Source organism: Citrobacter sp. Ce129, assembly GCF_030334545.1.
Lineage (GTDB): Bacteria > Pseudomonadota > Gammaproteobacteria > Enterobacterales > Enterobacteriaceae > Citrobacter > Citrobacter europaeus.
The window spans coordinates 1-24332 of sequence record NZ_JAOWDS010000049.1 but is presented as its reverse complement, the minus strand read 5'-3'; the positions used below and the strand labels follow the sequence as shown (position 1 = coordinate 24332).

35 protein-coding genes, 3 tRNA genes and 1 pseudogene are annotated in these 24332 nt (G+C 49.6%); 13 read left to right on the top strand and 26 right to left on the bottom strand.

Annotation, left to right across the window (positions count from 1 at the left end):
• The 11 genes from OGV77_RS01835 to OGV77_RS01785 form a co-directional block, all read right to left on the bottom strand.
• Nucleotides 1-990 carry a DUF968 domain-containing protein gene (locus OGV77_RS01835; RefSeq protein ID WP_286502561.1) on the bottom strand — a complete coding sequence of 330 codons (990 nt, stop codon included), beginning with the start codon at nt 988-990 and terminating at the stop codon, nt 1-3.
• Entirely contained in the window at nt 987-1703 is a 717-nt protein-coding gene (locus OGV77_RS01830) for a phage antirepressor KilAC domain-containing protein (RefSeq protein WP_353655772.1), read from the bottom strand. Before OGV77_RS01830 ends, OGV77_RS01835 begins: the two co-directional genes overlap by 4 nt.
• A 25-nt stretch (nt 1704-1728) precedes the next feature.
• Nucleotides 1729-2118 carry a RusA family crossover junction endodeoxyribonuclease gene (locus OGV77_RS01825; RefSeq protein WP_286502560.1) on the bottom strand — a complete coding sequence of 130 codons (390 nt, stop codon included), beginning with the start codon at nt 2116-2118 and terminating at the stop codon, nt 1729-1731.
• Complete coding sequence (locus OGV77_RS01820) at nt 2115-2435, bottom strand: LexA family protein (RefSeq protein ID WP_044702960.1); 321 nt, start codon at nt 2433-2435, stop codon at nt 2115-2117. The genes OGV77_RS01825 and OGV77_RS01820 overlap by 4 nt, the downstream gene beginning before the upstream one ends.
• A gap of 1 nt (nt 2436) precedes the next feature.
• Nucleotides 2437-2655: a hypothetical protein gene (locus tag OGV77_RS01815; RefSeq protein WP_286502559.1), complete on the bottom strand. Its 219-nt coding sequence runs from the start codon at nt 2653-2655 to the stop codon at nt 2437-2439.
• A complete protein-coding gene (locus tag OGV77_RS01810) occupies nt 2642-3310 on the bottom strand; it encodes an MT-A70 family methyltransferase (protein ID WP_286502558.1) in 669 nt (222 codons plus the stop codon). Before OGV77_RS01810 ends, OGV77_RS01815 begins: the two co-directional genes overlap by 14 nt.
• Nucleotides 3310-3753 carry a hypothetical protein gene (locus tag OGV77_RS01805; protein ID WP_180836753.1) on the bottom strand — a complete coding sequence of 148 codons (444 nt, stop codon included), beginning with the start codon at nt 3751-3753 and terminating at the stop codon, nt 3310-3312. The genes OGV77_RS01810 and OGV77_RS01805 overlap by 1 nt, the downstream gene beginning before the upstream one ends.
• Before the next feature lie 2 nt (nt 3754-3755).
• Nucleotides 3756-4739 carry a phage replication protein O gene (locus OGV77_RS01800; protein ID WP_286502557.1) on the bottom strand — a complete coding sequence of 328 codons (984 nt, stop codon included), beginning with the start codon at nt 4737-4739 and terminating at the stop codon, nt 3756-3758.
• Nucleotides 4696-4908 (bottom strand): DUF4222 domain-containing protein, encoded by a 213-nt coding sequence (locus OGV77_RS01795; protein ID WP_286502556.1) that lies wholly within the window; start codon nt 4906-4908, stop codon nt 4696-4698. The genes OGV77_RS01800 and OGV77_RS01795 overlap by 44 nt, the downstream gene beginning before the upstream one ends.
• Before the next feature lie 163 nt (nt 4909-5071).
• Nucleotides 5072-5626: a YmfL family putative regulatory protein gene (locus OGV77_RS01790; RefSeq protein ID WP_286502555.1), complete on the bottom strand. Its 555-nt coding sequence runs from the start codon at nt 5624-5626 to the stop codon at nt 5072-5074.
• Nucleotides 5619-5864 (bottom strand): Cro/CI family transcriptional regulator, encoded by a 246-nt coding sequence (locus OGV77_RS01785; protein ID WP_286502554.1) that lies wholly within the window; start codon nt 5862-5864, stop codon nt 5619-5621. Before OGV77_RS01785 ends, OGV77_RS01790 begins: the two co-directional genes overlap by 8 nt.
• 101 nt (nt 5865-5965) lie before the next feature.
• Between OGV77_RS01785 and OGV77_RS01780 the strand changes: the two genes are divergently transcribed.
• A complete protein-coding gene (locus OGV77_RS01780) occupies nt 5966-6592 on the top strand; it encodes a LexA family protein (RefSeq protein ID WP_286502553.1) in 627 nt (208 codons plus the stop codon).
• A gap of 225 nt (nt 6593-6817) precedes the next feature.
• Here OGV77_RS01780 and OGV77_RS01775 read toward each other — a convergent pair whose 3' ends face one another.
• Nucleotides 6818-7303 carry a hypothetical protein gene (locus OGV77_RS01775; protein ID WP_286502552.1) on the bottom strand — a complete coding sequence of 162 codons (486 nt, stop codon included), beginning with the start codon at nt 7301-7303 and terminating at the stop codon, nt 6818-6820.
• A 259-nt stretch (nt 7304-7562) separates the two neighbouring features.
• On the opposite strand from OGV77_RS01775, the gene OGV77_RS01770 reads away from it, so the two are divergent.
• From OGV77_RS01770 to OGV77_RS01730, 9 genes are all read left to right on the top strand, one after another.
• Nucleotides 7563-7922, top strand: a complete 360-nt coding sequence (locus OGV77_RS01770; protein WP_225092854.1) for a hypothetical protein — start codon at nt 7563-7565, stop codon at nt 7920-7922.
• On the top strand, nt 7922-8962 hold the full coding sequence (locus OGV77_RS01765) for a ParB-like helix-turn-helix domain-containing protein (RefSeq protein ID WP_286502551.1): 1041 nt from the start codon (nt 7922-7924) through the stop codon (nt 8960-8962). Before OGV77_RS01770 ends, OGV77_RS01765 begins: the two co-directional genes overlap by 1 nt.
• The gene (locus OGV77_RS01760) at nt 8946-9605 is read left to right on the top strand and encodes a hypothetical protein (RefSeq protein ID WP_286502550.1); all 660 of its coding nucleotides are present in this window, start codon (nt 8946-8948) and stop codon (nt 9603-9605) included. The genes OGV77_RS01765 and OGV77_RS01760 overlap by 17 nt, the downstream gene beginning before the upstream one ends.
• Nucleotides 9606-9784: 179 nt before the next feature.
• Entirely contained in the window at nt 9785-10339 is a 555-nt protein-coding gene (locus tag OGV77_RS01755) for an ead/Ea22-like family protein (protein ID WP_286502549.1), read from the top strand.
• A gap of 1 nt (nt 10340) precedes the next feature.
• On the top strand, nt 10341-10760 hold the full coding sequence (locus OGV77_RS01750) for an HNH endonuclease (protein WP_286502548.1): 420 nt from the start codon (nt 10341-10343) through the stop codon (nt 10758-10760).
• Nucleotides 10757-11314 carry a DUF550 domain-containing protein gene (locus tag OGV77_RS01745; protein WP_286502547.1) on the top strand — a complete coding sequence of 186 codons (558 nt, stop codon included), beginning with the start codon at nt 10757-10759 and terminating at the stop codon, nt 11312-11314. The genes OGV77_RS01750 and OGV77_RS01745 overlap by 4 nt, the downstream gene beginning before the upstream one ends.
• Nucleotides 11307-11558 (top strand): hypothetical protein, encoded by a 252-nt coding sequence (locus OGV77_RS01740; RefSeq protein ID WP_286502546.1) that lies wholly within the window; start codon nt 11307-11309, stop codon nt 11556-11558. Before OGV77_RS01745 ends, OGV77_RS01740 begins: the two co-directional genes overlap by 8 nt.
• A gap of 38 nt (nt 11559-11596) precedes the next feature.
• The gene (locus OGV77_RS01735; protein WP_072034363.1) at nt 11597-11824 is read left to right on the top strand and encodes a DUF4224 domain-containing protein; all 228 of its coding nucleotides are present in this window, start codon (nt 11597-11599) and stop codon (nt 11822-11824) included.
• Nucleotides 11824-12834 (top strand): tyrosine-type recombinase/integrase, encoded by a 1011-nt coding sequence (locus OGV77_RS01730; RefSeq protein ID WP_199953609.1) that lies wholly within the window; start codon nt 11824-11826, stop codon nt 12832-12834. Before OGV77_RS01735 ends, OGV77_RS01730 begins: the two co-directional genes overlap by 1 nt.
• Nucleotides 12835-12959: 125 nt before the next feature.
• Here the strand turns inward: OGV77_RS01730 and OGV77_RS01725 are convergent.
• From OGV77_RS01725 to uvrY, 6 genes are all read right to left on the bottom strand, one after another.
• Nucleotides 12960-13046: transfer RNA gene (locus OGV77_RS01725), tRNA-Leu, on the bottom strand.
• Between the two features lie 12 nt (nt 13047-13058).
• Nucleotides 13059-13132 (bottom strand) — tRNA-Cys (locus OGV77_RS01720).
• Nucleotides 13133-13183: 51 nt separating this feature from the next.
• Nucleotides 13184-13259 (bottom strand) — tRNA-Gly (locus tag OGV77_RS01715).
• Nucleotides 13260-13410: 151 nt separating this feature from the next.
• Nucleotides 13411-13959 (bottom strand): CDP-diacylglycerol--glycerol-3-phosphate 3-phosphatidyltransferase, encoded by a 549-nt coding sequence (gene pgsA / locus OGV77_RS01710; protein ID WP_043016768.1) that lies wholly within the window; start codon nt 13957-13959, stop codon nt 13411-13413.
• A 55-nt stretch (nt 13960-14014) separates the two neighbouring features.
• On the bottom strand, nt 14015-15847 hold the full coding sequence (uvrC, locus tag OGV77_RS01705; protein ID WP_043016769.1) for an excinuclease ABC subunit UvrC: 1833 nt from the start codon (nt 15845-15847) through the stop codon (nt 14015-14017).
• A complete protein-coding gene (uvrY, locus tag OGV77_RS01700; protein WP_003834023.1) occupies nt 15844-16500 on the bottom strand; it encodes a UvrY/SirA/GacA family response regulator transcription factor in 657 nt (218 codons plus the stop codon). Before uvrY ends, uvrC begins: the two co-directional genes overlap by 4 nt.
• Nucleotides 16501-16796: 296 nt before the next feature.
• Between uvrY and OGV77_RS24820 the strand changes: the two are divergent.
• The 3 genes and pseudogenes from OGV77_RS24820 to OGV77_RS01690 all read left to right on the top strand — a co-directional run.
• A pseudogene (locus tag OGV77_RS24820) lies at nt 16797-16877 on the top strand (hypothetical protein); the annotation flags it as partial.
• Nucleotides 16850-16963 (top strand): hypothetical protein, encoded by a 114-nt coding sequence (locus OGV77_RS01695; RefSeq protein ID WP_141110917.1) that lies wholly within the window; start codon nt 16850-16852, stop codon nt 16961-16963. The pseudogene OGV77_RS24820 and the gene OGV77_RS01695, both read left to right, overlap by 28 nt.
• Nucleotides 16960-17184, top strand: a complete 225-nt coding sequence (locus tag OGV77_RS01690) for a DUF2594 family protein (RefSeq protein ID WP_043016770.1) — start codon at nt 16960-16962, stop codon at nt 17182-17184. Before OGV77_RS01695 ends, OGV77_RS01690 begins: the two co-directional genes overlap by 4 nt.
• A 66-nt stretch (nt 17185-17250) precedes the next feature.
• On the opposite strand, the gene sdiA is transcribed toward OGV77_RS01690, so the two are convergent.
• From sdiA to OGV77_RS01650, 8 genes are all read right to left on the bottom strand, one after another.
• A complete protein-coding gene (gene sdiA, locus OGV77_RS01685) occupies nt 17251-17973 on the bottom strand; it encodes a quorum-sensing transcriptional regulator SdiA (RefSeq protein WP_043016771.1) in 723 nt (240 codons plus the stop codon).
• A 231-nt stretch (nt 17974-18204) separates the two neighbouring features.
• Entirely contained in the window at nt 18205-18957 is a 753-nt protein-coding gene (gene tcyN, locus OGV77_RS01680; RefSeq protein WP_003030477.1) for an L-cystine ABC transporter ATP-binding protein TcyN, read from the bottom strand.
• Nucleotides 18954-19622: a cystine ABC transporter permease gene (tcyL, locus tag OGV77_RS01675; protein WP_003030474.1), complete on the bottom strand. Its 669-nt coding sequence runs from the start codon at nt 19620-19622 to the stop codon at nt 18954-18956. Before tcyL ends, tcyN begins: the two co-directional genes overlap by 4 nt.
• A gap of 21 nt (nt 19623-19643) precedes the next feature.
• On the bottom strand, nt 19644-20630 hold the full coding sequence (gene dcyD / locus OGV77_RS01670) for a D-cysteine desulfhydrase (protein ID WP_032943823.1): 987 nt from the start codon (nt 20628-20630) through the stop codon (nt 19644-19646).
• A gap of 107 nt (nt 20631-20737) precedes the next feature.
• Nucleotides 20738-21538, bottom strand: a complete 801-nt coding sequence (gene tcyJ / locus OGV77_RS01665; protein WP_043016773.1) for a cystine ABC transporter substrate-binding protein — start codon at nt 21536-21538, stop codon at nt 20738-20740.
• 100 nt (nt 21539-21638) lie between these two features.
• Entirely contained in the window at nt 21639-22190 is a 552-nt protein-coding gene (gene fliZ / locus OGV77_RS01660) for a flagella biosynthesis regulatory protein FliZ (RefSeq protein ID WP_043016774.1), read from the bottom strand.
• 57 nt (nt 22191-22247) lie between these two features.
• A complete protein-coding gene (gene fliA, locus OGV77_RS01655) occupies nt 22248-22967 on the bottom strand; it encodes an RNA polymerase sigma factor FliA (RefSeq protein WP_016153479.1) in 720 nt (239 codons plus the stop codon).
• 162 nt (nt 22968-23129) lie between these two features.
• The coding region (locus OGV77_RS01650) for a flagellin (RefSeq protein WP_286502545.1) at nt 23130-24332 on the bottom strand (1203 nt) is incomplete at its 5' end.

The window sequence follows — 24332 nt, the reverse complement described above, 5'->3', positions numbered from 1 at the left end:
TTACGCCAGTACGCCGATTGCCAGCGCACGATCTATAACCCGAAACATCAGGACCAGTTGGTCACCGTATTTCGCTTCAAATGCCACAGGATCAGCATGCAACTCGTCGTGATGCTCTCTGCACAGAGGAATCACAAACAGGTCGTGTGCCTTTGTACCCATTCCACCCTGCCCGTGGCCAATCAGGTGGTGGGGGTCGTCAGCCTGCTTGTTACAGCAGACGCACGGCTGGGCCTTAACCCATCTCGTGTATTTCTCATTCACCCAGCGGCGACGCTTGGGTTTAAGCATGAGTGATTCCGGCGTCTCCGGGTCTACCTTCATCGCCACTATCTTTTTCGCTTTCTCCTGTACCAGTTGTTGAGCAGGTAATGTCGGAACAATATCGCTTTCACGTGTTACCGACTGGTGAGTATCTTCATTCAGACGAAGAGCTTTATGGGCTACGGCTTCAGGTATCTCATCAGCCAGGTCGCTCCTGACCATCCACCAGCAAAACTCCGGCAGCGTCAGTATGTGGTCCTCACTGAAACCTAATTGGCCGTTTACAACCTTCAGTAGCCAGGATACCAGGTTTTCACGGGCTATACCCGCCAGACCTTCAGTGAACTGATCACGAATTTTTAAGTCACAGCCCCAGCACGTGCGGATTGAGCCAGGCGCATGCCGGGTGATGGTGTAGTTGCGATCATGCCACTCGCTGTGCGGGTACTGACATTCCAGTTTTCTTTCGAGCCAGGCATCCAGTGAATTCAGTCCACCAGCACGATGTATGACCTTCTGATTTTCGAAGACAGCACGCATCAACGGATCGTTCTGAAGCTCCTGAGCAGTCTCCGGCAGCATGCCAGACGGTAACTCAGCCATTGACTCTGCCTGTGGCTCGATAAGAACACGACCACGTCTGAACAGATGCATCAGTTCACTGCCAGGGCGAAATATAACTACCCCGGTCATAGGTGCCACTTCAGGTGTCAGTAATGCCCTCACGCTACTTGCCCCTTAGCAATATGCTCTGCCCACAGGCCGCCAATCCAGCGAACACCCTTGGCGGTGAAGCGGGACTGATTGAACGCGTAATTTGTCTGGTTTGTCGTGCCCGTCTTCACCTCAAAGCGCCCTGCTTCGATATGCTTGCTCTTTGGCGTGAGAACACGGTTAAGCCGGTACATGATGCCGTTCTCAATCAGGAACATCGCAAACTCCGGCTCTTTGGCGTTAAGCAGCTTGGCGACCTGTCGAAAAGTCATTGAGCCAGTAGCCGTAACATAACGATCAACGAACTCGGCCTTCGGTGCTGCAACTGCCAGTTCTTCACTCAGGCGCTGCTTCTGTTCTGCCAGATCAGCAGCAAGGCGCAGGGCCTCAGGAAGTGACCGGGGAACAATTATTCCGCCGTTGCTCTCCAGTTCCTGCCAGCGGTCAACAAGTCGGGCGGTGAACTCAGGCGATAACTGGGCAACGATCACATAGCTGTCTCGTTTGTTCACTTCGTAGTGATGGTAGGTCTGTCCATTCTGGGGATGGGTGTACTGCAATGCAGCATACCCTCCAATCACACCGGAATTCATGAGGCGCTCTATCGTTACGCAGACATTGCTGTGCCGGGAGTCGACCAACTTCGCAATCTCACGGCTGGACATGGTGATCTGCTGCCCTACTGTCGCTGCATGATGGGTCGGACACGTTACTGTTATGCTCATCTGTTGCATGCTCTGTCTCCACTTATCAGGCGGCTGCACCCGCCACGGTTTCAAATCGGCTGATCGTTATCTCTACCCTTCCAAGCTTTACTACAGGCCCCCATTCGATTGCCATCCGTTTAACCTGACTGTCGTCTTCCCAGACTCTGGCATTCGTCAGTGCGTCGAACAGCGCTTTGTTGTAGTTGTCCAAATCCCGCCGTCTGTTATCTGGCGGGAAAAGAACTATGTTTACCTCAACGTTGACGTTAACTGGTTTAGGTATACCGCCGTACTGCTCAACAACAGATGCGTAAACGTTCTTCTTGAACTTCCTACCCATCTCACTGATCAGATGCTTACCCTTTAACGCTCCACGGTCAGGTGACCGGTAATAGGTGTTAACTGTTGGCGGGAATGGCAGCGTTAATTTCATTGCTGAACACCCCTCGCTTCCAGCCATGACAAGGCGCGTTCTCTTGAATCACTCTCACCGTTAATGAGTGACTTGATGATCGATATCGCGTCTGCCTCATCGTTTGCTGAAATAACGGTAATCCCCCTGGAAACCCCTGGCGCTACTGAGATATATCCCTTCTTCGCTATGGCCTTAACATGCTCCGCTGCTGCGTTCGGTGATGAGCAACCAATCAGCCCTGCCAGTTCACATATCGTTGGAGGGAATCCAAACCGGCGCTGATAGTTCACGATCGAACCAAGTACTTCACTTTGTCTCACGGTAAGTTTGTTCACTTCAGCGCTCCTTAATCCGCTTGTTCAGAATCCCGACTTCGAGATACAAATGAGATGGTGTAAAGCCAAGTTGCTTAACCATCCCCATGGCACCGTTAAAAATCGGCCTGGCTATTTCGTCACAATTCATACCAGGATTAGCCTTGCGTTTAGCGGTTATTTCCTCGTTGCATCTTCTGGCGATGTTACGAAGCGCGTTACGTGTTTCAACGTCCTGCATAAACCACCTCCAGCAGCGGAGCAGGTTTAGCAACGTAACTAGGGAACATGATTACATCAGGGTTTTCTACCTGATTTCCCCAGTGATGCCAGCCGGGAACAGCACAGCGGCTGAACAACTCAATGCGTGACACATCGCCGTATAATTGCTCCAGACGGTAACGCGCTTCTGCTGGCTTCTGGCTGTGTTCGCCGAGTGGGCTGTAGATAACCTGCTTCACGCCTGCGTTTAACCGTTCCAGCCCTTTACCACGGGTGGCGATGAGAAGATCCTCTGTATTGGCGCGGGTATAGTTACCACCGTTCATTCGGGTCTGAGCGTTCAACAGGTCGAGGAAGTCGTAAAAGTCCTCTACTCCACCAGCCTGAAGCGCTTTATTGATATGCTGTTCTGCCAGTGCGTTAAGCTTCACCCAGGTGAATCCCTTCATGGTCCGAACCTTAAAACCCCATGCCTCAGCAAGTTCGATCGCTTCACGGGTATGTGTACCGGTGAACCACATGGCCAGAACGGAATCTTCCGCAGCCAGCTCCCAGACGGGCAGACGTTTTATGTCGATGAGTTTCATCGTGCCGTAATGGTTTTCCGCTGCGCCATTGCTGATAGTGTTCCCGTATTCCCACGGTGGATCAGCGTAAATCAGTGAATAGTTCATTAACGGCCTCCCGAAAATCGACCAGCCAGATAGCATCCGTCTTCGGCAATAACTGCTGGTTTAGCCAGGCCAAGACAGCGCTGACGTTCTGTCAGTATTGCTGCTCGCTCTGATTCAATGGCTGATGCGCTGAACGCCTCCATGTAAATCGTCGCGGCACGGTGAAAAAGACCTTTCGACTCTAGGCCTTTCGCCGTTTCCATCAGGGTGGTGACTTCAGGAGTTGGTTCAAACACCTCGAAGTGGCAATCTGCTGGCGGTTCCGCGTAGTAACGGAATTGACGGCCATCACGTTTACGTGTTGCCAGTTCTGAACCATAAAGTCGGCAAACAGTGAGTTGAAGTTGGTCCTGGCTGTATTGGGTCAGACCTTCGATGATGTCCCTGGTCGTGGAGCCGGGGTTCATGGCAATAAACATCTGTACCGTTTTCAGAATGCTCATCATTACCCCCTGAATCCTTCAGGAATGCGTGTATCGCACTCGTATTTGGATTTAAACATTGGGTCCTCTCGAACCTCATGTTTGCTCGCTGACGCTGATAACTTCAGAGACAACTCATCCCATTTTTCACGCAGTTTCGAAGGACTAAGAATATTTTTGCACCAGAAAGGATCACGATTAACACGACCGTACAGTTCGCAGATCTGGCGGTGATTGCGATTATCTTGAGTGCACATCAGACGAACCTCGTTAGCCCAGGAAACCCAGTTAGGCTCTTTAGGGCGAACAAGTTCACCGTCAGACTCAGCGGCTTGCTCGTAAAGTCGGATAATCTTTCCCCAGATCCATTCTGCGCAGGTTAAATCTTCCTGAGTTCCCCATTGACGTTTTGCCGCACTGAAAACCACCGCTGTGGGATGACGAGACAGAAAATCATTTGGATTAACCAAAGCGTCCGGTTGCGAAGCTTCCGGACAAGAAGGGGTTTTATTCTCTGTAGTACTCTCTGTTGTATTCTCTGTAGGATCATCAGTGCATTTTGACCTGATGACATCGGTTCGTTTTGACCTGATGGAGCGTGTCACTTTGACTTCTTCCATCGTGTCATTTTGACCTGATGGAGCAGCGCATTTTGACCTCTTCGATTCGGTCACTTTGACTTCATCTAAAAGCTCGCTTTCATAGTTGATCGTGTAGAAGTTGGTCATGTCGCGTTGAGACTTGTTCAGTTGCTCAATTTTGAGCACGCCGAGTGTCTTCAGACGGGTGAAGGTACGCTTCAGGGTCGACTCAGACCAGAACGGGAACTGCTCCAGCCACTGTTCTGTCGTGTTGTAAATCCAGCGAATACCGTCACGCTCCATGCCAGACGTTGTTTCTTTCAGCCAGTAGTTAATCTGCTGCAAAGCAATCGCCTCGTTCAGACCAATGCTGTATGCAAGGTCAGGATTTATCACTATTGGCCGGGCTGTCATTAACAGGCTCATTCGGACCCTCTATTTCCCTGAATTTACGCTGAAACTGTTCGAGAGGACTGAAGCACTCATGCTCGTATCCGTCGCGCAGGTATATAACCCGTTGAGTTTCTGGTTCCCACCGGATAACCCTGACAGGGATTTCGTAGCTGTCTTTAAACCGTCTGTTGAGTGCTCGCATATGCGTTTCGCCCTCCGCTGGAACACACCCACAATTGCGATAGCTCTACTGTGGTTACAAGGAATCCACCGACCTGATACCATGCACTCATACCGAAACAACGAGGTTCCATGCACTGGAATTCCACGGAGTTGCGGAAGACGGTTATTTGCCGTTAAACTGTTCATGCGTTAGTTTCTCCACTGATACGACACGCCACGGAGCCCGGAGCTGCACACTCGCGGGCTTCATTCTTTTCTGGAAGGCAATAAACACGTGAAATCAAGTTCAGGAACGTCATAAGTGTTACCCTGAACTGGTAGGCTATTTCGTTCAGGCTGTCCCATTCCCCTTTATCAACCACACCATCATCGATGTATCGACGATATGCGTTAACCAGGTCACCAAGCCTGCCCACCAGCTCAGCCAGCTTTAAGCCAATCTCCTCGTTCTCTGTTTCTGGTGCCGCGCCCGGGATATGGATCCCGTTATCTGTTTGACGAGAAAACGCATCAGCTATGTAGCTAACACCGGCGGCTTTCTGTAAAACCATCGCCCATCCCATAGGGAAGATCTGATCCCCGTCGACACGGAGGCGGTTAAACAATGCGTTTTCTGTTACCCCCAACCATTCCGCAGCTTCGGCGTAGCCACCAGGCAGGCCGGTAATCGTTTTTTTAATTGCGACCACCAGCCAAGCTGGCTGACGTTCGACTTTCCAAATAGGTTCGTTACCCACGGCTTGCTCCTTCGACCTGTGGTTTTAGTTTTTCTGGAGCTTCACTACGCTTTTCATAAAGGTCGGGATAGAAAACCAATTTTCCTCCCGTTCGATAGGCTGCTTCAGCTGCACGTCCTTTCGGGATAAGGCGACCAGCCCTATTACGCCATTGGTAAACAGCCTCACTTGTGATTCCAAAAAATTCGGCAACCTTCTCAGTGCTGCCGAAGTAGTTTTCAATGTCATCGGTTGTCATAATGCCCCCTTAGCTAAGTTTGATTAGATATTAATAACCAATCTAACTTTGGTCAATAAAAACTAAGATTGCTTAGCCTTTTAATTTTTTATGGTGTTCAAATGGAAACTGTCGGTCAGCGCATCAAAGCTCTCAGGCGCGTAACCAAAACTTCGCAGAAAGAACTGGGTAAGTTCTGTGGTGTTAGCGATGTGGCGGTTGGGTATTGGGAAAAAGACATTAATGTGCCAGGCGGTGAGTCACTTTCGAAACTTGCAAAGTATTTCAACACATCAATTGATTACATACTATATGGCACTGAATTCGAAGGAAATCTGATAACCAAGATGCGAAGGATTCCGGTGATATCTTGGATTCAGGCTGGACAGTTTACAGAATGTAAAGCAGCAGAAGTTTTCAGTGAAATAGATAAGTGGGTAGAAACATCACTCAGGATAGGGGACAGCTCCTTTGCTTTAGAGGTAAAGGGGGATTCAATGACAAATCCCAATGGGTTACCAACAATTCCTGAAGGTGCGACAGTAATCGTAGATCCTGATGCAGAGCCAGTTCATGGAAAGATAGTAGTGGCTAGGCTTGATGGGACAAATGAAGCTACTGTGAAAAAACTAGTCATTGATGGGCCTCAAAAGTTCTTAGTCCCCTTAAATCCACGTTATCCGAACATTCCAATTAATGGGAATTGCCTGATCATCGGAGTTGTCAAAGGCGTTCAGTACGAGCTTTAACCCACTCCTAATCTTCCTTTAAACATCAAACTAAGAATAGTTTGGTGTTTTTTCTTGATCTATAAGCTAAGTTAAGTTAGATTTTAATCATCAACAGCGAACAGGCAGGACGCCCACGAAGTAGCCGCCGGTGGCATATGAATAACCGGATGATTCGCAGGTAACAAAAAAGCGCCCTACTGGACGCTTCGCTCTTTAACAATCTGGATATCCTATTAATACAGGTTATTTTTTATGGTTAGTTTCATCAACAGATTTGCTTTGTATTTGAGCATAATTCTTAATGCTGAAGAAACAAAAAAGTCGTAAGAAAACTAAAAAACCCGCCATTGAAACATATAAGGAGCGGGAGGCACTCCCCTTCAGAAAGGCCTCGAATATGAGTGAACAAAAGACACCTATCATTATGTAAAGCAAAAATAAAAAAAAGTTCGCTGTTCTAGGACAATCCCAGTTACGGCCAGATGTGAATATAACCCTATCTTCAAATCTATATGATAGCGCCCACAGTGAAGCACACAAAGCGACCCAAGTACTGATGATGCCTATTGGCATTTTAAAAATCTGTTCAACGCTAATAGCTCCACTAAATAGCCCAGTAATATAAACACCGATCATAGAGCAAACAATACCGCTCAAAATGCCACGAATTCCACTGTAATAGTTTTTATTGGTATCGAATGGGATTTTTAATTTCTTTTCACCAGCCACAAAAAAACCTTAAAAATAAATGCATTAGGATATCCAGATTACTCTAATCATTGCTGTAGTTAAATAGCTACTCACTACCTATCTTGGTAGCTATTTAACACGAAAGCATAATAACAATGGAGCAATCCGTTGCGCTAAGTACCTTTTGATGGAGCATTTACTGAAACGAAACCCAAATTTTTATTCGCCTTTTGGCGAGGGATTCGTGCAACCAAAATTCAGCGCCGTGCAGGGCGCATATAACACGGAGAAACTAACCATGACGACCACACAGAACGTCACTGAGTTACAACCACGTATGACCAGAGAGCAACTGATCGATGCAGCCCGTAAAGCTGCCCCTCTACTTCCGGTTGCTTACCGCGGGATCATGACAGAACTGGCTAACCGCCTTGATATCGTCAGCGTTGCACTGTGCGAGTCAATGGAACAACGTAAGTCGCTGGCTATTGAGAACACCGTATTACGCGATGACGTTGTCTGCTGGGCAAAAGAATGCGATCGCATTGTTGAAAGACACACAAAAACACGTAGCAACATGCACCTTCTGGAGGCTCAGCGCGAACTGCGTGAGCTAACTCCGGTAACTAATGTTGTGATGAATGAAGGGGCTAAGTGATGGCAGCTAACTCATTCAAACAGATGTCACGTGACGGGACCATCAAGCGCACCGATACCGGGATGTTTATCAGCCTTGAACATATCCACGTGCGTGAAGGTTTCAACAAGCGTGAAGACGACGAACGCACCCGCCAGGCAGATGACGACCTGTTTAACTATCTGATGAACGGCGGCAACGTTCCTCCACTGGAGGTTATCGCACGTGATGAAGGCGGTGTGTGGGTTGTTGAAGGCCACCGCCGCCGTCGTTGCTACGCACGTTGCGCTGAAGCTGGTAAGCCAGTAGACCGTATTCATATCATGCCGTTTAACGGTAACGATGTGCAGCGTCTGGCTCGCATCATGACCAGCAATAACCAACTCCCCCTTTCCGATATTGAACAGGCTGCTGTTATTCAGGAGCTTCATAACGCTTTCAACCAGACCACCAGCGAGATTGCAAAGCTGGTCAATAAGTCTGTAGCGACCGTTGAGAAGTTGCTCACTCTGAGTACCGCCAATTATGACGTTCAGCAGGAAGTTAAATCTGGTGCCGTATCTGTTGATGTTGCTGTTGACCGCGTTCGTGAGTTTGGCGAACAGGCTGGTGAGGTTCTCCAGCACGATAAAGCCGTAGCCGCCGCCCAGGGGAAAACAAAGGTTACGCGCAGTTCTATCGCACCAGAACTCAACATTAAAAGTGCTCGCCGTTTCGTGGAACTGATGGCCATGGCGACGATCAGCGATGAAGGAGTGTTCACTTTGCAAGGCACTGCTCTGGCTGAAGCGCTTGAAATCATCGACGAACACAAAGCCATTTCAGAAGCACGTGAGACTTACCGGCTGTCGCAACCCATTCCAACTACAGAAGTTCGTGGAAGAACCCTGTATGTGATGCTCGATGGTAAGGAAATTGGCTCTGCGATTTTTTATCGCGGGAAGAACGTCACACTGGATTTAGGCGATAAAAAAATTATCGCCAGCCAATCTAAAGCAGTGGCCCACTTCGTTAAACAACACAAACTTCAGCAGGTACATAACAATGCAAACGCTCAATAACCGTATGACAGAAACTCAAATTGCCGATCTCTTCAGACTGGCGGTTCAGTTGCAGGTTAAAGCTGAAGAATCAGATGATCGTGATACTGCAATTTTGGCCTACTCAATTCAAAACGCCTGCTCAAATTTAACGGAATCCCGTCGCGAGTTCCGGGCAGCAGACGCGACTATTCACAATCTGGAACTGAAACTCACAGACATAGCAGTACAGCTCGCTAACGCCGAGAGCAAGTGCAGGGAGCTGGCTGAGTTTAAATCGCGTGTTTATGCACAGATGGGTGCAGGATGTGATGCTCCAGAATTCTCTATCACGGAAGGCTTGAGCAACCTACGCCGATTCGCTGACACACTCCATGCCATCGAGCGAGAATTCTTTACCAAAGAAGTCCCTGATGAAGAATGCGAAGGCGAAACGGTAGAGGAATGCCCCTTATGCTGGGGAATGACCGTAGAACAGTATGTTTCTGAGTTTGGCAAATGCCTAGCTGAAATGCGGGCGCAGGGTGTGGAGATGATGGCTGCTGAAGCTGATCAACTGATGAATGAGTTTGGAGATGACAGCTACAAAGTGATGGTAACAGCAGATTTACAGCGTTTCGCCAATGCTTTCGCCGCCCAACTTCGCCAGGGAGGTGCAGTATGAGCAAGTTAACAGCTAAGCAAATTGAGGTCTTGTCGTGCGTTAGCAAAGGGGAAAAGCCGTACGCAATCTGGAGAAAAACTCTAGACGCTCTACTGCGCAAAGGGCTGATAACCAGAACCGTTGTTGGCTATTCAATTACAGCGAATGGAATCGACGCAATTAAGCAGGGAGGCAGCCCAATGACAGCACTCAACAAACAGGCGTTGCGCCAATTTGCAGAGAAAGCCACCCAGGGCGAATGGTGGTCTGATGTTGTCGAAACTGACGGCGAATACGGCGAGGGTGAAGACAGAGCGTCTGGATACCACTCATACGCGGTTTACGTCGGTAGCGAGTCTTTGCTAGACATGACCAATTCCACAGCAGCGTGCATTCACGAAGAGTGGGATCACGATTACCACATGGCTTGGGATGAGACAGCCAAACGCAACGCTGAATTCATCGCCGCCGCTAACCCGGACACCGTTCTGGCGCTGCTGGATGAAAACCTCCAACTACAGCGCGACAAAGATTCTCTTGAAGCAGTTTCGATTGCTATGCGTGACGATATGCGGGATGCGCGTGAAAAGCTGGATGCCGCAGAGAAGCGCATAGCAGAACTGGAGGCGCGGACCGTGACGCTGCCGACGCCGTACCCGAAAGGTTACGGGCTAGTTTCTGATAAATATAACTTTGCACTGGAAGAATGCGCCGACGCAATCCGCGCCGCTGGTATTGGCGTGAAGGGGGAGTGAGATGGCACTGACGAAAAAACAACGTGCAGAGCTACGCATGAAGTTTGGCGGTCGCTGTGCTTATTGCGGCTGCGAACTGCCAGAGAAGGGCTGGCATGCTGACCATGTTGAGGCTGCATTGCGGAAGTGGGAATTTGGCGAACGCCAGACAAATGGAACCCGGCGTACTGTTGCAACCGGGGAATTCTGGCTACCTGAGAATGATGCTATCGAAAATCTTTTCCCGGCTTGCGCACCGTGCAACCTGTTTAAAGCCACATTCAGCGTGGACTTATTCCGGGAAGAAATTACGCGGCAGGCAGAACGTGCTCGCGCATATAGCGTCAACTTCCGCACTGCTGAACGATTTGGCCTGGTTGAAGTTGTCGAAAAGCCGGTTGTGTTCTGGTTTGAAAAATATCAAGAAGGAGCGTCAGCATGACAACTAACAACCACCCGGCGAACGGTCCTGTATCACTCGATCGCCTGCACCAGATAAGCGAAATACTCAGCAAAGCAGCAGCACAAAGCGACGGCGGTAATCTCGGCTACGCAATGGCTGATGCTGTGAAGGTGATTGACGGGGTTCTGGAGTCGATAGTCCGTGAACAAGTACGCCGTGAACATGCAGCATGGTCACTGGCTACTTTCGGCGATGTCGGTCCAGTTGGTCCGCTGAAGCACCTTCCCAAAGAAGCGCTCGAGGCTGCTGCTGAACCCGACGACCTTAGCGAATGGGCTGACATGCAATTCCTGTTATGGGATGCGCAACGTCGTGCCGGTATCAGTGACGAGCAGATTACCCAGGCGATGGTAAAAAAGCTCGTAGTAAACAAGCAACGCGAATGGCCTGAGCCGAAAGACGGAGAACCGCGACTGCATATCAAAGAGAAATCAGAACTGATGCTTCCGGAAATTGAATGCGATATCTGCGGGCATGTATCTACTGACTCAGAGGGGCGGCACTACTGCTGCGAGGATAATAGTAATGATTGATAAATACCGTTTGGAGGATATGCGGCGCGAAAGCGGTGAAAAGGGAGAGCTTGCCCGGTGGGTTATTCAACTCCAGGCTGACCTTGATAGAGAAATAAGAAAGAGCGCTAGCGAAAGGGCTATGCTATCGCGCCTGGCAGTGATAATGCACGGCTCTGAAACAGATTTAAACCTGCTAACGGTAACGGCTCAATCGCTGATGGATCGTTGCAAGGCAGGCAACTCTTCAGTAACTACAGAATGAAGTAACCGGGTGCAGCCGGTTTAAGTGGAGAACTATCTATGAGCGGACAAATCCAACGTTTTCTTACTCCAGATGACCTCTATCAATTAACTGGTTATCGTCGCCCTTCCCTACAGTGCAAAGCTCTCAGGGAGAGTGGAGTATTTTTTATCCCACGTAAGGACGGCAGACCAGGAACAACATGGGATCATGTATCAAACCCGGTTGGCCTTAAGTTGATAGTGAGTAATCCAGAGGAAGAAGAACCAAACTTTAAGGATATGTAATGTCTAGAGCTCGCAAAAACCCCGATGATAACTGGATGCCTCCCCGCGTTCGTCGGGGAAAATCTGCTTATGAATTTCGTACAACAGATGGTCGTACCGTCAGGTTGTGCAATCCTGACCTAACAAAATCGCAGGTGTGGGCAGCTTACGAAAACTTCATAAACGATTTAAAGGTTGGTACGAACTTCAACGCACTTTGTGAAGAGTTCTTTAATTCCGGTGATTTCCACGAGTTAGCAACTGAAACACGTAAAGACTACAGAAAATACGGTTCAAAGGTAAATGTTGTCTTCGGGAAAATGAAGCCGGATAACATCAAGCCAGAGCACATCAGAAAATATATGGATAAGCGAGGTGTTAAGAGCAGAGTTCAGGCAAACCGAGAGAAAGCGTTTATGTCGAGGGTGTTTAGGTGGGCATATGAGCGTGGCAAAGTGAAGATGAATCCATGCCAAGGTGTGAAGCAATTTAAGGAACAGGCACGCACCCGTTACGTCACGGACAAAGAATATGAAGCACTATTTAGCGTTTCGTCAGTACCGGTGAAGATTGCCATGGAGTTAGCCTATTTATGTTGCGCACGTCAGGGTGACATTCTTGATCTAAAAAAGAGTCAGATACTTGATGAAGGTATTCTAATTCAGCAAAGCAAGACGGCCGTGAGCCAGATTAAGGCTTGGACTGTGCGCCTATCGAATGCGATCACCCTGGCAGATTCCCTTCCGTTAAACAGCGGCATGGTGAGCCTGTACGTGCTCCACCAGCAGTCAGGTTCTCGTTACACCCGAGATGCATTTAATGCTCAGTGGATGAAAGCGAAAAAGTTAGCCGCTGAAAAATTTCCTGAGCTTGAATTTAACTTCACGTTTCATGATCTGAAAGCTAAGGGGATATCTGATCTGGAAGGAACGCTGCATGAGAAACAAGAAATATCAGGCCACAAAAATGCTTCGCAGACCGCAAGATATAACCGCAAAATATCTGTTGTTCCGGTCGTTGGGGGGCAGTAATGCCCTCTTTTTATGGCGAAGCTGAATGGCGAAACAATGGTGAACATTGAGTACAAAAACAAAAAAACCACCCGTAGGTGGTTTCACGACACTGCTTATTGCTTTGATTATTCTATTCTTTCCCATGGTACCCGGAGTGGGACTTGAACCCACACAGCGCGAACGCCGAGGGATTTTAAATCCCTTGTGTCTACCGATTCCACCATCCGGGCTCGGGAAGAAATTGGAGGCGCGTTCCGGAGTCGAACCGGACTAGACGGATTTGCAATCCGCTACATAACCGCTTTGCTAACGCGCCGAAATCTTCTGGCTTTACAGCCGACATCCGCTATTGCCGATGTCTTTAAATTGGAGCGGGAAACGAGACTCGAACTCGCGACCCCGACCTTGGCAAGGTCGTGCTCTACCAACTGAGCTATTCCCGCATCACCAAGTAAGTTTGTTAATCACTTGATTTTGTTATCGTCTGGCAATCAGTGCTGCCGTTCGATGCGTTGCATTCTACTTACCTGACGCAATGAGTCAACGATATTTTTCACCACTGACGATCGTTTGCTGAAATTTGCGCCGAAACGATCACTGTTCAAGCAAATCTCCCCATGCAGCGCTCAAATACTGGAACATTGACCACAAAGTCAGTATCGCGGCGACGAAGAAAAGTGCGATCCCGGCGTACTCTACCCAGATATTTGGACGCCACAGCAACCATGCGAGCGCGGCCATTTGCGAAGTGGTTTTCACTTTACCGATCCAGGACACAGCCACACTGCTGCGTTTACCCAGCTCGGCCATCCATTCACGCAGCGCAGAGATAATTATTTCACGCGCAATCATCGTGGCGGCAGGCAGCGTCACCCACCAGCTGTGATAGTGTTCGGTCACCAACACCATCGCGATAGCCACCAGCACTTTATCAGCAACCGGATCGAGGAAGGCACCAAAACGGGTGCTTTGGTTCCAGCGACGTGCCAGAAAACCGTCAAACCAGTCGGTGACCGCCGCAATACAGAAGATCAGCGCACAAACGAAGGGAGCCCAGGTGAATGGCAGATAAAAAGCCAATACAAAGAATGGGATCAGGATGACGCGAAACAGCGTGAGCAACGTAGGGATATTAAATTGCATATGACGGATAACTATCTGTTGTCAGTGAAATTACCCCTATGTTGCTACAGAGGGCCTAATGTTTCAACGAGTAGAAGATCTTTTCTGCCAGAGCTTGCGAAATACCCGGCACTTTTGCAATTTCTTCGATACTCGCGTTACGAAGACCTTGCAAACCGCCCATATATTTCAACAACATCTGCCGACGCTTTGGACCAACGCCTTCAATGGTCTCAAGCGTACTGGTACTTTTCACCTTCGCCCGTTTTTTACGGTGCCCGCTAATCGCATGATCGTGAGATTCATCGCGGATATGCTGGATAACGTGCAATGCAGGCGAATCAGGCGGCAGGCTAAAGCCCTCACCTTCCGGCTCAAAGAACAGCGTTTCCAGGCCGGCTTTACGATCGGCCCCTTTTGCCACCCCCAACAAGAGTGGGTGCTGTTTGTCCCAGGGAACATCCAGCTCCGCAAAAACGGCTTTCGCCTGCCCTAACTGACCTTTACCGCCGTCGATCAATATGACGTCCGGAATCTTACTTTCTTCAATCGCCTTACCGTAACGCCGACGCAGAACCTGATTCATGGCAGCATAATCGTCACCCGGCGTAATGCCGGTGATGTTATAGCGGCGATATTCTGCACGCAGCGGGCCATTGGCATCGAATACCACACAGGAGGCTACCGTCTGCTCGCCCATCGTGTGGCTGATATCAAAACATTCCATGCGTTTTACTGCCGGTAGCTTAAGTACCGATGCCAGCGCCGTCAGACGTTGGGTAATGGTCGACTGCTGGGAAAGCTTCGTGGTTAACGCCACCGCCGCGTTGGTTCGCGCCAGCTTCAGATAACGAGCGCGATCGCCTCGCGGTTTCGTCTGAACGTTAACCTTCCGCCCGGCCAGCTCAGACAAAGAATCCGCCAGCAGGGTTTTATCGCTAAGATTAAAATCGAGCAGGATCTCACCGGGTAAGGTGCGCATCTGGCTTCCCTGCAAATAGAACTGTCCGACGAAGGTTTCGACGACCTCACCGAGTTCTGTTCCACTCGGTACTTTCGGGAAATAGCTGCGACTGCCTAACACTTTCCCCTGGCGAATGAACAGAACGTGCACACAGGCCATGCCAGCGTCAAACGCCACGCCGATGACGTCCAGATCGTCTCCGGTATTTGAGACAAACTGTTTTTCAGTCACGCGGCGTACGGCCTGAATTTGATCACGAATGCGGGCAGCCTCTTCAAATTCGAGATTTTGGCTGGCCTTTTCCATCCGGGCGATCAGTTGCGTTAATACCTGATCGTCTTTCCCGGACAGGAACAGACGAACGTAATCAACCTGCTGCGCATACTCTTCTTCACTCACCAGACCCGCGACACACGGACCGAGGCAGCGACCAATCTGATATTGCAGACAAGGACGCGAGCGATTGCGATAAACACTGTTTTCGCACTGACGTATAGGGAAGATTTTCTGCAGCAGCGCCAGCGTCTCACGTACAGCATAACCGTTAGGGAACGGTCCAAAGTACTCGCCTTTGGCATGCTTAGCCCCACGATGCATCGCCAGGCGAGGATGGGTATCGCCGCTGAGGAAAATAAAAGGATAGGATTTATCGTCGCGCAGCAAAACGTTGTAGCGCGGCTGATACAGCTTGATGTAGTTGTGCTCAAGCAGTAACGCTTCGGTTTCGGTGTGCGTTACCGTGACATCAATCTGCTGTATTTGCGCGACCAGCGCTTCGGTCTTACGCGACGCGAGGTTGCTACGGAAGTAGCTGGAAAGCCTTTTTTTTAGGTCTTTCGCTTTCCCGACGTAGATGACTGTCCCGGCGATATCATACATACGATACACGCCGGGCTGACTGGTCACGGTTTTCAGGAACGCTTTGGCATCAAACTGATCGGTCACTGGCTTGTTAATGTCTCCGCATTACACAGGCCATGGCGAATTGCCAGATGAGTCAGCTCAACATCGCCGTGAATGTTTAATTTACTGAACATTCGATAGCGATAGCTGTTCACCGTTTTAGGACTAAGATTCAGCTGTTCTGAGATCTCATTGACCTTCTGACCTTTGGTGATCATCAGCATAATCTGCAACTCACGTTCAGACAAACTGGCAAACGGTGTTTCCGTTTTCTCAGGCTCAATCTGGCTGAGCGCCATCTGCTGAGCGATATCGGAGGCAATATATCGTTGGCCGGAAAAAACCGAACGAATCGCACTCACAACTTCCTGGGGGGCGGCTCCCTTGCTGAGATAGCCCGCAGCTCCTGCCTGCATGACTTTAGCAGGCAACGGGTTTTCGGTATGGACAGTCAGCATGATCACTTTAATGTCAGCCGTTGAACGCGCAATTTTTCGCGTTGCCTCAAGGCCACCAATACCGGGCATATTCATGTCCATCAGCACGACGTCAACGGAATTTGAGCGACACCATTTTACCGCATCTTCACCGCAGCACGCCTCACCGACAACTTTAATGCCTTTTATATCTTCAAGAATGCGTCGTATCCCTGCGCGCACCAGTTCGTGGTCATCAACAAGAAAAACGTTGATCAAAGGAATATCTCCAGAATAGGGATAACGCTACCGATAGTTAATCGGTCCTATGTTAACGGGTTTTATCTCAACTTTGAAATGTAAAAAGCGCCCGACTTTCGATTTTGCTCTCGTTTTTGGAAATTAGATTGTACGACGGGTGGAAACATTCAGTACTGGCAACCTTCGGCCACGGTTATATCTGCATAGCTGTTTCATAATAGTGACAAAAAAATCATATTCCTTCGCTGAATGCGAACCAGGCAGTTAAAGTTGTAACAATAATTAACGAAGAAAATACTCGAAATAAACATCAAGTGGAGAAAATATATGCAGTGCAACATGTTGTTTATTTTAATGTCACCCACTTTTGTTTGCGCAAAAAACAACCACTGATATTTTTAGCCTCGCTTATGGTATACTCCGCCGCCTTAAGATTTCACATCGCACTTTTTCATTGAAACATAACGAGGAAAATAAATGAGTACGCCTGACTTTTCCACTGCTGAGAATAACCAGGAACTGGCCAATGAAGTCACCTGCCTGAAAGCCATGTTAACGCTGATGCTGCAGGCAATGGGTCAAGCTGATGCAGGACGCGTGATTCTTAAAATGGAAAAACAGATCGCACAGATTGAAGATCAATCACAGGCTGCGGTATTTTCCAGCACTGTTAAGCAAATTAAACAGGCCTACCGCCAGTAATAAGAAACCGGCTGAAAGCATCGCTATCAGCCGGTTCTGCGTCTGACACTCAGAACGATAATTTATTCAGATAAGCCCGGTCGCAGCGGCGTAACAGGCAATCTGCGTTTTGTTTGGCGCATTGAATTTCTTTTGCATATTCTTCTGGTGAAAGTTAACAGTATTTTCAGAAATCGAGAGAATTATTGCTATTTCTGAAGATGTTTTGCCCTCAGCGGTCCATTTCAATATTTCTTTTTCCCGCTTGCTAAAGCGCATCTCTGGCGCCATGACCATATCATCTTCCAGTCGCGTCAGAACGGATAAACTTTCCCGCACCAAAAGCTGCATCCTGAGCTCCACTTCATCATTCGCAAAGCGACTATTGCGGATACTTGCACGTGACACCGATAAAAACCCCAACGCTCGATTAGGTAACATTAAGCATTGCGTCATCCCTTTACGTAAACCATGATTGCGCGCGGCATCCCACAGGGGCTGCGCATCGCGAAATAAGGTGTCGTTCCAGGGTAAATGCCCCTGACTGAAGTTTTCAGGCTTCAGCACCGGATCAATCGCGAAATAATTCTCGGACTGATAATGCGCCACCCAGGCTTTGGGATACGTCGTGTGAAGTGATGTTTTGGGCCGGGTAAAAGGTACGGGATGACGAACACAGAGCGCGTAAAAATCGAACTCTAAGTGCTGCGTCTGTTGCTGTAATTCATTATAGACATCCTCTGCCGTCGCCATTTCCTGAAAGCGTAACAGCATGCTCCGTCGCCAGGTGAAGAAATCATGATCCTGCATACTAAGTGGTATTGCCCCTGAGATTGATAATCATCCAAACATATGAAACAAGCTAACACATAAATGTATTTTATATATGCAAATTATCGGACAAAGGAACAATTACTTGAGCGTTACTCAACGGCGAGAGGAAGTAACAGAATCGGGGGTTGATAATAAAGCAATATTTATAAATAGTTATGCGAGCAGTACTCACCCAAAAACATTATCGGTGAGTACTGTATGCACAATTTATTGCATCAGAAACTTTTCAAGAAACTGACGGGTTCGTGGCTGTTGCGGATGCGTGAACAGGGATTTAGCGGGGCCCTGCTCCACGATCCTGCCTTGATCCATAAATATCGCCCGGTCGGCCACATCGCGGGCAAAGCTCATTTCATGCGTCACAATCACCATGGTGCGTTTTTCCTGCGCCAGTTGACGGATGGTATTAAGTACCTCGCCAACCAGTTCAGGATCGAGCGCAGAAGTCGGCTCATCGAAAAGAATAACCTCAGGTCGCATCGCCAGTGCCCGGGCAATAGCCACGCGCTGCTGCTGCCCACCGGACAAACGCCGCGGATAGCTGGTTTCTTTACCTGCCAGGCCAACCTTCGCCAGCAGTTCGCGCGCACGTGCTGTCGCTTCGGCTTTCGGCTCGCCCTTAACAATCACCGGGCCTTCAATAATGTTTTCCAGCACCGTACGATGTGGGAACAAATTAAAGTTCTGAAACACAAACCCCACGTGCTGGCGCAACTGACGAATCAGGCCTTTTTGCTGAGTTAACGAACGTGCGGTATCAATGGTAATCTCACCCACTTTAATGGTGCCCGCCTCCGGTTGCTCCAGCAAATTAATGCTACGCAACAGCGTGGTTTTGCCGGAACCGCTCGGCCCGATAATCGCCACGACCTCACCGGGTTTAACGTCGAGATCGATCCCATGTAACACCGTTTGCCCATGGAATTTTTTGACCAGGTTTCTGACTTCGATAGCACTCATTTCGGCTCTCTCTCCTGGCGGTTCAGTTGTTCTTCAAAATAGTTTTGCAGTGCGGAAAGCACCGTCGCCATCACCCAGTAAATCAACGAGGCCGCCAGATACATTGTGAACACTTCCAGAGTACGCGAGGTAATCAGCTGCGCCTGGCGGAACAGTTCCGGTACCTGAATAGTGGCAGCCAGAGAGGTGTCCTTCACCAGGCTAATAAAGCTGTTGCTCAGCGGCGGGAGCGCAACCCGCGCGGCCTGCGGCAGGATCGCCCGGCGCATGGTTTGCCATCTCGTCATGCCAATACTGGCGCCCGCCTCCCACTGCCCTTTGTCGATGGAAGAGATTGCCGCACGCAGGGTTTCCGCAGCGTAGGCTGCCGTATTAAGCGACAAGCCAATCATCGCCGCCGGGATGGGATCCAGCTCAATACCAAACTGCGGCAGACCGTAATAGATCATGAACAGTTGGGCAATCAACGGCGTTCCGCGAAAGATTGAGATATAAAAGCGCGCCAGCCAGCGCACAGGCAACAGCGGCGACAGACGCATCAGCGCCAGGATAAACCCCAGCACGAGGCCAAAGAACATCCCGCCGATGCTCAGTTGCAGCGTAAAAACCGCACCTTTGAGCAGGTACGGCAGAGAATCAATCACCAGTTGGATACTTTCATGCATTAGCGTTTTTCTACCTGGTCGTTACACGTGAGGATGGTAGGCAAACAGCGCAGGCGCCCCACCAGTATGAATAAAGAGAATTGGCCCTTCATCTTTGAAGCGTTTCTGGCTGATGCCGTCAATCAGACCTGCCATCGCCTTGCCGGTATACACCGGATCCAACAAGATACCTTCCAGCCGTGCCAGCAGTTTTACCGCCTCCATGCCCTCTTCGTTTGGCGTACCGTAGCCCGGCGCAAAATAATCGTCCCATAGCAGGATATCCGCGGAGGCCGTCAGTTCCAGTTCTCGGGCAATATCCTGCTGCAGCGTAACAACTTTGGGTTTTTGATCCGCCACGCTGCGCGAGACAGTCACGCCGATAAGTTCGACGTCTGGCATCAATTGTTCCAGACCGACGGCCAGTCCGGCATGCGTTCCCGCACTGCCCGAGGCAACCACTACGGAAGAGAGCGCGACAGCGCCTTCACACTGTTGGGCTATTTCCAGCGCACTTTCCACATAACCCAGTGCGCCCAGCGCGTTAGAGCCCCCAACCGGGATCACATACGGGCGGAACCCTTGCGCTTCAATACGCGTCGCCAACTCCTGCAGTTGTGCATTCGGATCGGTCAGCGCATCGCACATTTCAATTTGCGTATTAAACAGATCCAGCAGCAGACGGTTGCCATTGGTGAGATAGTTTTCCGCAGTGGTGCCAATCGGATTTTCCAGCAGCGCCACACAGTGCAGACCGAGCTTAGCCGCTACCGCCGCCGTCTGGCGAACGTGGTTAGACTGAATCGCACCGGCGGTTATCAGCGTATCAGCGCCTTCACGCAACGCGTCTGCGGCGAGAAATTCCAGCTTACGCAGCTTATTGCCGCCCATGGCCATCGGCGTGACGTCATCGCGTTTGATGAAAATATCGCGCCCGAGGTAGTCGGAAAAGCGTGGAAGATATTCGAGCGGTGTTGGCGCGCCAATAAATTCCAGACGTGGAAAGCGCGTTAAGTTATGCAGCGGCATACAGCCTCCGGTATTCGTTGTTGTGATGTTCTTTTTATTATGCACGTTCAGGCGCAATGAAATAAAAAAAGGCGCTGTTAAAGGCGCCTTTTTTCATCGGATGACGATTATTTCGTCACATCCGCTCCAAACCATTTTTCAGACAGCGCTTTCAGCGTACCGTCTTTTTGCATTTCGGCAATGGCAGCATCAACCGCTTTCAGCAGATCTTCATTGCCTTTGCGCAGCGCCACGCCGGACTCCTGGCGGGAGAATGCTTCACCGGTAACGGCCAGCGTATCCTTGGTTTTTTTCACCAGGTCCAGTGCGGCCAGGCGGTCAACCAGAATGGCATCGATACGGCCTACGCGCAGATCCTGGTATTTGGTCGGATCATCATCATAGGTACGAATATCCACGCCCTGCACGTTCTGACGCAGCCACTCTTCATAGTTGGTACCCAGACCAACGCCGACTTTTTTACCTTTCAGATCGGCAGCAGTCTTAATAACGCCTTCATTGCCTTTCTTCACCAGCGCCTGAATACCAGACACAGTATACGGGGTAGAGAAATCGTATTTTTTCTTCCGTTCGTCAGAGATGGTCACCTGGTTGATGACCACGTCAATGCGTTTGGAATCAAGAGAGGCCAGCATACCGTCCCATTTGGTCGGCTTGAGCGAGGCTTTCACACCCAGATGTTTAGCCAGCTCCTCGGCAAATTCCACTTCAAAACCGGTCAGCTTGCCGTCATCGCCCTGAAAACTAAACGGGGGATAGGTCCCTTCCAGGCCCACCAGCAGCGTGCCGCGCTCTTTAACTTTATTTAACAGACCTTCATCCGCATAAGTCTTTACGCTCATTCCGGCGACAAGTGCAACAGCCATTACACCCATCAGAGCCTGACGTCCCAGAAGTGCTAATTTCATAGTTACCCCGAATATTGTCATTAGTGACTATCATTTATGACTACAGTGTAAAGCGTTTGCTGTGTTCCACAAACACCACTCTGTTACACCTTATTCGTTTTTAATATATATCAGAACTGGCTGTCCAGGAGGATTTCTGCATATGTCCTATATGGGTATGGGCTTTGAACTGCTCATACTTACGCAAGGCGATGCGGTAATTGTTGGTGCTGGTTTCCGGCAGCCACGGGGCAAGGTTTTCGTCGAGGAACCCTTCCTGCAGCAGGTCGTGAGAGATATTTTGTTCGGTCAGATGATTTCCGAGGCGGCGCAGGCGGACAACGTATTCGCGTACCGTGCCGTGGCTCATTTCTGTCTGCTCGAATAAAAATTGTTTGAAGCCAATAATGTCAAAAAAGTCGCTCTGCTCTTTGCAGTGCAAATCACCGCAAAAACGACATAGTGCCACCCACTCTTTTTTTTCCTGTTCCCACTCAGCTTCATTCAGCAAAGTGTCCAGTCGGGCGATGGCGATTTTATTCACAATTTGCCCGCGGCGAACCAATGTGATCCGGTCGAGCAGCTTAAAGCAATGGGCGCAATGCGTCTGGCTGTGTTTGAAATCTTTGAGGTAGCGGCTTAGAGGCCGTCTTTTTGATTGCTGCACCGTCATGAGAACTCCTGGTAGTCAATTCGTAATGCGGCATTGTTCAGGGGTAATAATGTACCCCTATAGCTTACCCAGCTTGGTGCGTAGACGTTTGATGGCCTGACTGTGCAACTGGCTGACCCGCGATTCCCCGACTTCCAGTACCGCGCCAATCTCTTTCAGATTCAGCTCTTCCTGGTAGTACAGCGTTAACACCAGCTTTTCGCGCTCCGGCAACGCCTCGATCGCGTCCATCACGCGCTGGCGGAGGTTACCCTCAAGTAGCTGTTGTAACGGGTTTTCCTGCTGATGTTCTTCCGTCACCAGCTCAATACTATCGCCATGCTCTTCCCGCCACTCGTCATAAGAGAAGAGCTGGCTGTTATTGGTATCAAGCAACATCTGACGATACTCTTGCACAGGAATAGCCAGACGCTCCGCCACTTCGGTTTCCGTCGCGTTACGCCCTAATTCCTGCTCCAGTTGTCCCATCGCCTGTGCCACTTCGCGAGCATTGCGCCGAACGCTACGCGGTACCCAGTCCCGGCTACGTAGTTCGTCCAGCATCGCTCCACGAATACGCTGCACTGCGTAAGTGGTAAATGCCGTTCCTTGCAAAGCGTCATATCGGTCAACTGCATTCAATAACCCGATGCCGCCCGCTTGTAGCAGGTCATCCAGTTCTACGCTCGCCGGCAAACGCACCTGAAGGCGCAATGCTTCGTGACGCACCAACGGTACATAACGCTGCCACAGCGAGTGTTTATCCATTACACCTTCAGCGGTATACAGTGAATTCACGATAAACAGCCCTGCGTTAAATGAGTTATCGGCATGATTATCCGTTTCTGCAGGGGTTTTAATCGGGTGAATAGTGGGTGAAATGGGGGGTTATTTAGGGGTTACGGGTAAAGCTAATTATAAAAAACCCCGCCGGAGCGGGGTTTGCGTAGTAAGCGTAAATTAACGCAGCAGAGACAGGACGTTCTGCGTGGTCTGGTTAGCCTGCGCCAGAACAGAAGTACCTGCCTGTTGCAGAATGTTTGCACGAGACATGTTGGACACTTCGGTCGCGTAGTCAGCATCTTCGATACGGCTACGTGCTTCAGACAGGTTGTTTACGGTGTTACCCAGGTTGGTGATGGTAGAGTTGAAACGGTTCTGTACCGCACCCAGGTCGGAACGCAGGTCAGCAACTTTCGCCAGCGCCGCGTCGATTTTAGCCAGCGGGCTGTCAGTTGTTGCAGTTGCAATTTCATTCACTTTAGGTTCAGTTTTGAAATTGTGATTTTTTACTTTATCAGCAAGATAATCCTTGCCGCCAACAGTTGCTATTTCTGTCTTGCCGTTGACACCGCCAAGTTGAACTGCAGCAGTTGCTGCCTTACCATCTTTATCTGTATACGCTACTTCTTTGATAGAGACTTCTTTGGTGGATTCATCGACTGAGGCAGCATAATATTTACCGCTTGCAGTTTTCAGCGCGTAACCGCCATCAATTGCTTTATCATTTTTATCAGTATAGGAAACCTTAACCAAGGTAGCTGATGTTGCTTCCGCATTGGAAACTCCACCTTTTTCCAGAGCAGCTTTTGCCGCAGTAAGATCAGGCGTTACTTTTTGTTGCACCTTACTAACAGCCTGGGCCCCTGCAGGAACTGTATCCGCGGTCTTGTCTTTCAGTGTTACTACGCCAGTTCCCGCAACAACATCAACTTCATATGTACCATTTACAGTATTATCTTTAACTGATGCCACATCTGCATAGTATTTATTGCTAGCTGCATCAAATTTAAAATTGGTAGCAGTTGCATCATCTACGGCCGCACCAAACTTACCCGCTCCCGCTGCATCAGCAGCAAAACCAGTAGTAACAAACGCCTGGGCAGTATCTTTATAGCCAAAATCTGCAGCAACGTCAGAAACATCATATTTTTTCTGTACGTTCAGTGAATCCAGCCCCAGGGTTTTGGAGTTGATTTCCTGCAGGTTGATATCGATGGTTTCGCCATCGTTGGCGCCGACCTGGATGGTCAGGGTGTTGTCTTTCGCCAGCACTTTCACGCCGTTGAACTGGGTCTGACCAGATACGCGGTCGATTTCGTTCAGACGCTGAGTGATTTCAGCCTGGATAGAGTCGAGGTCAGACTGGGAGTTGGTACCAGT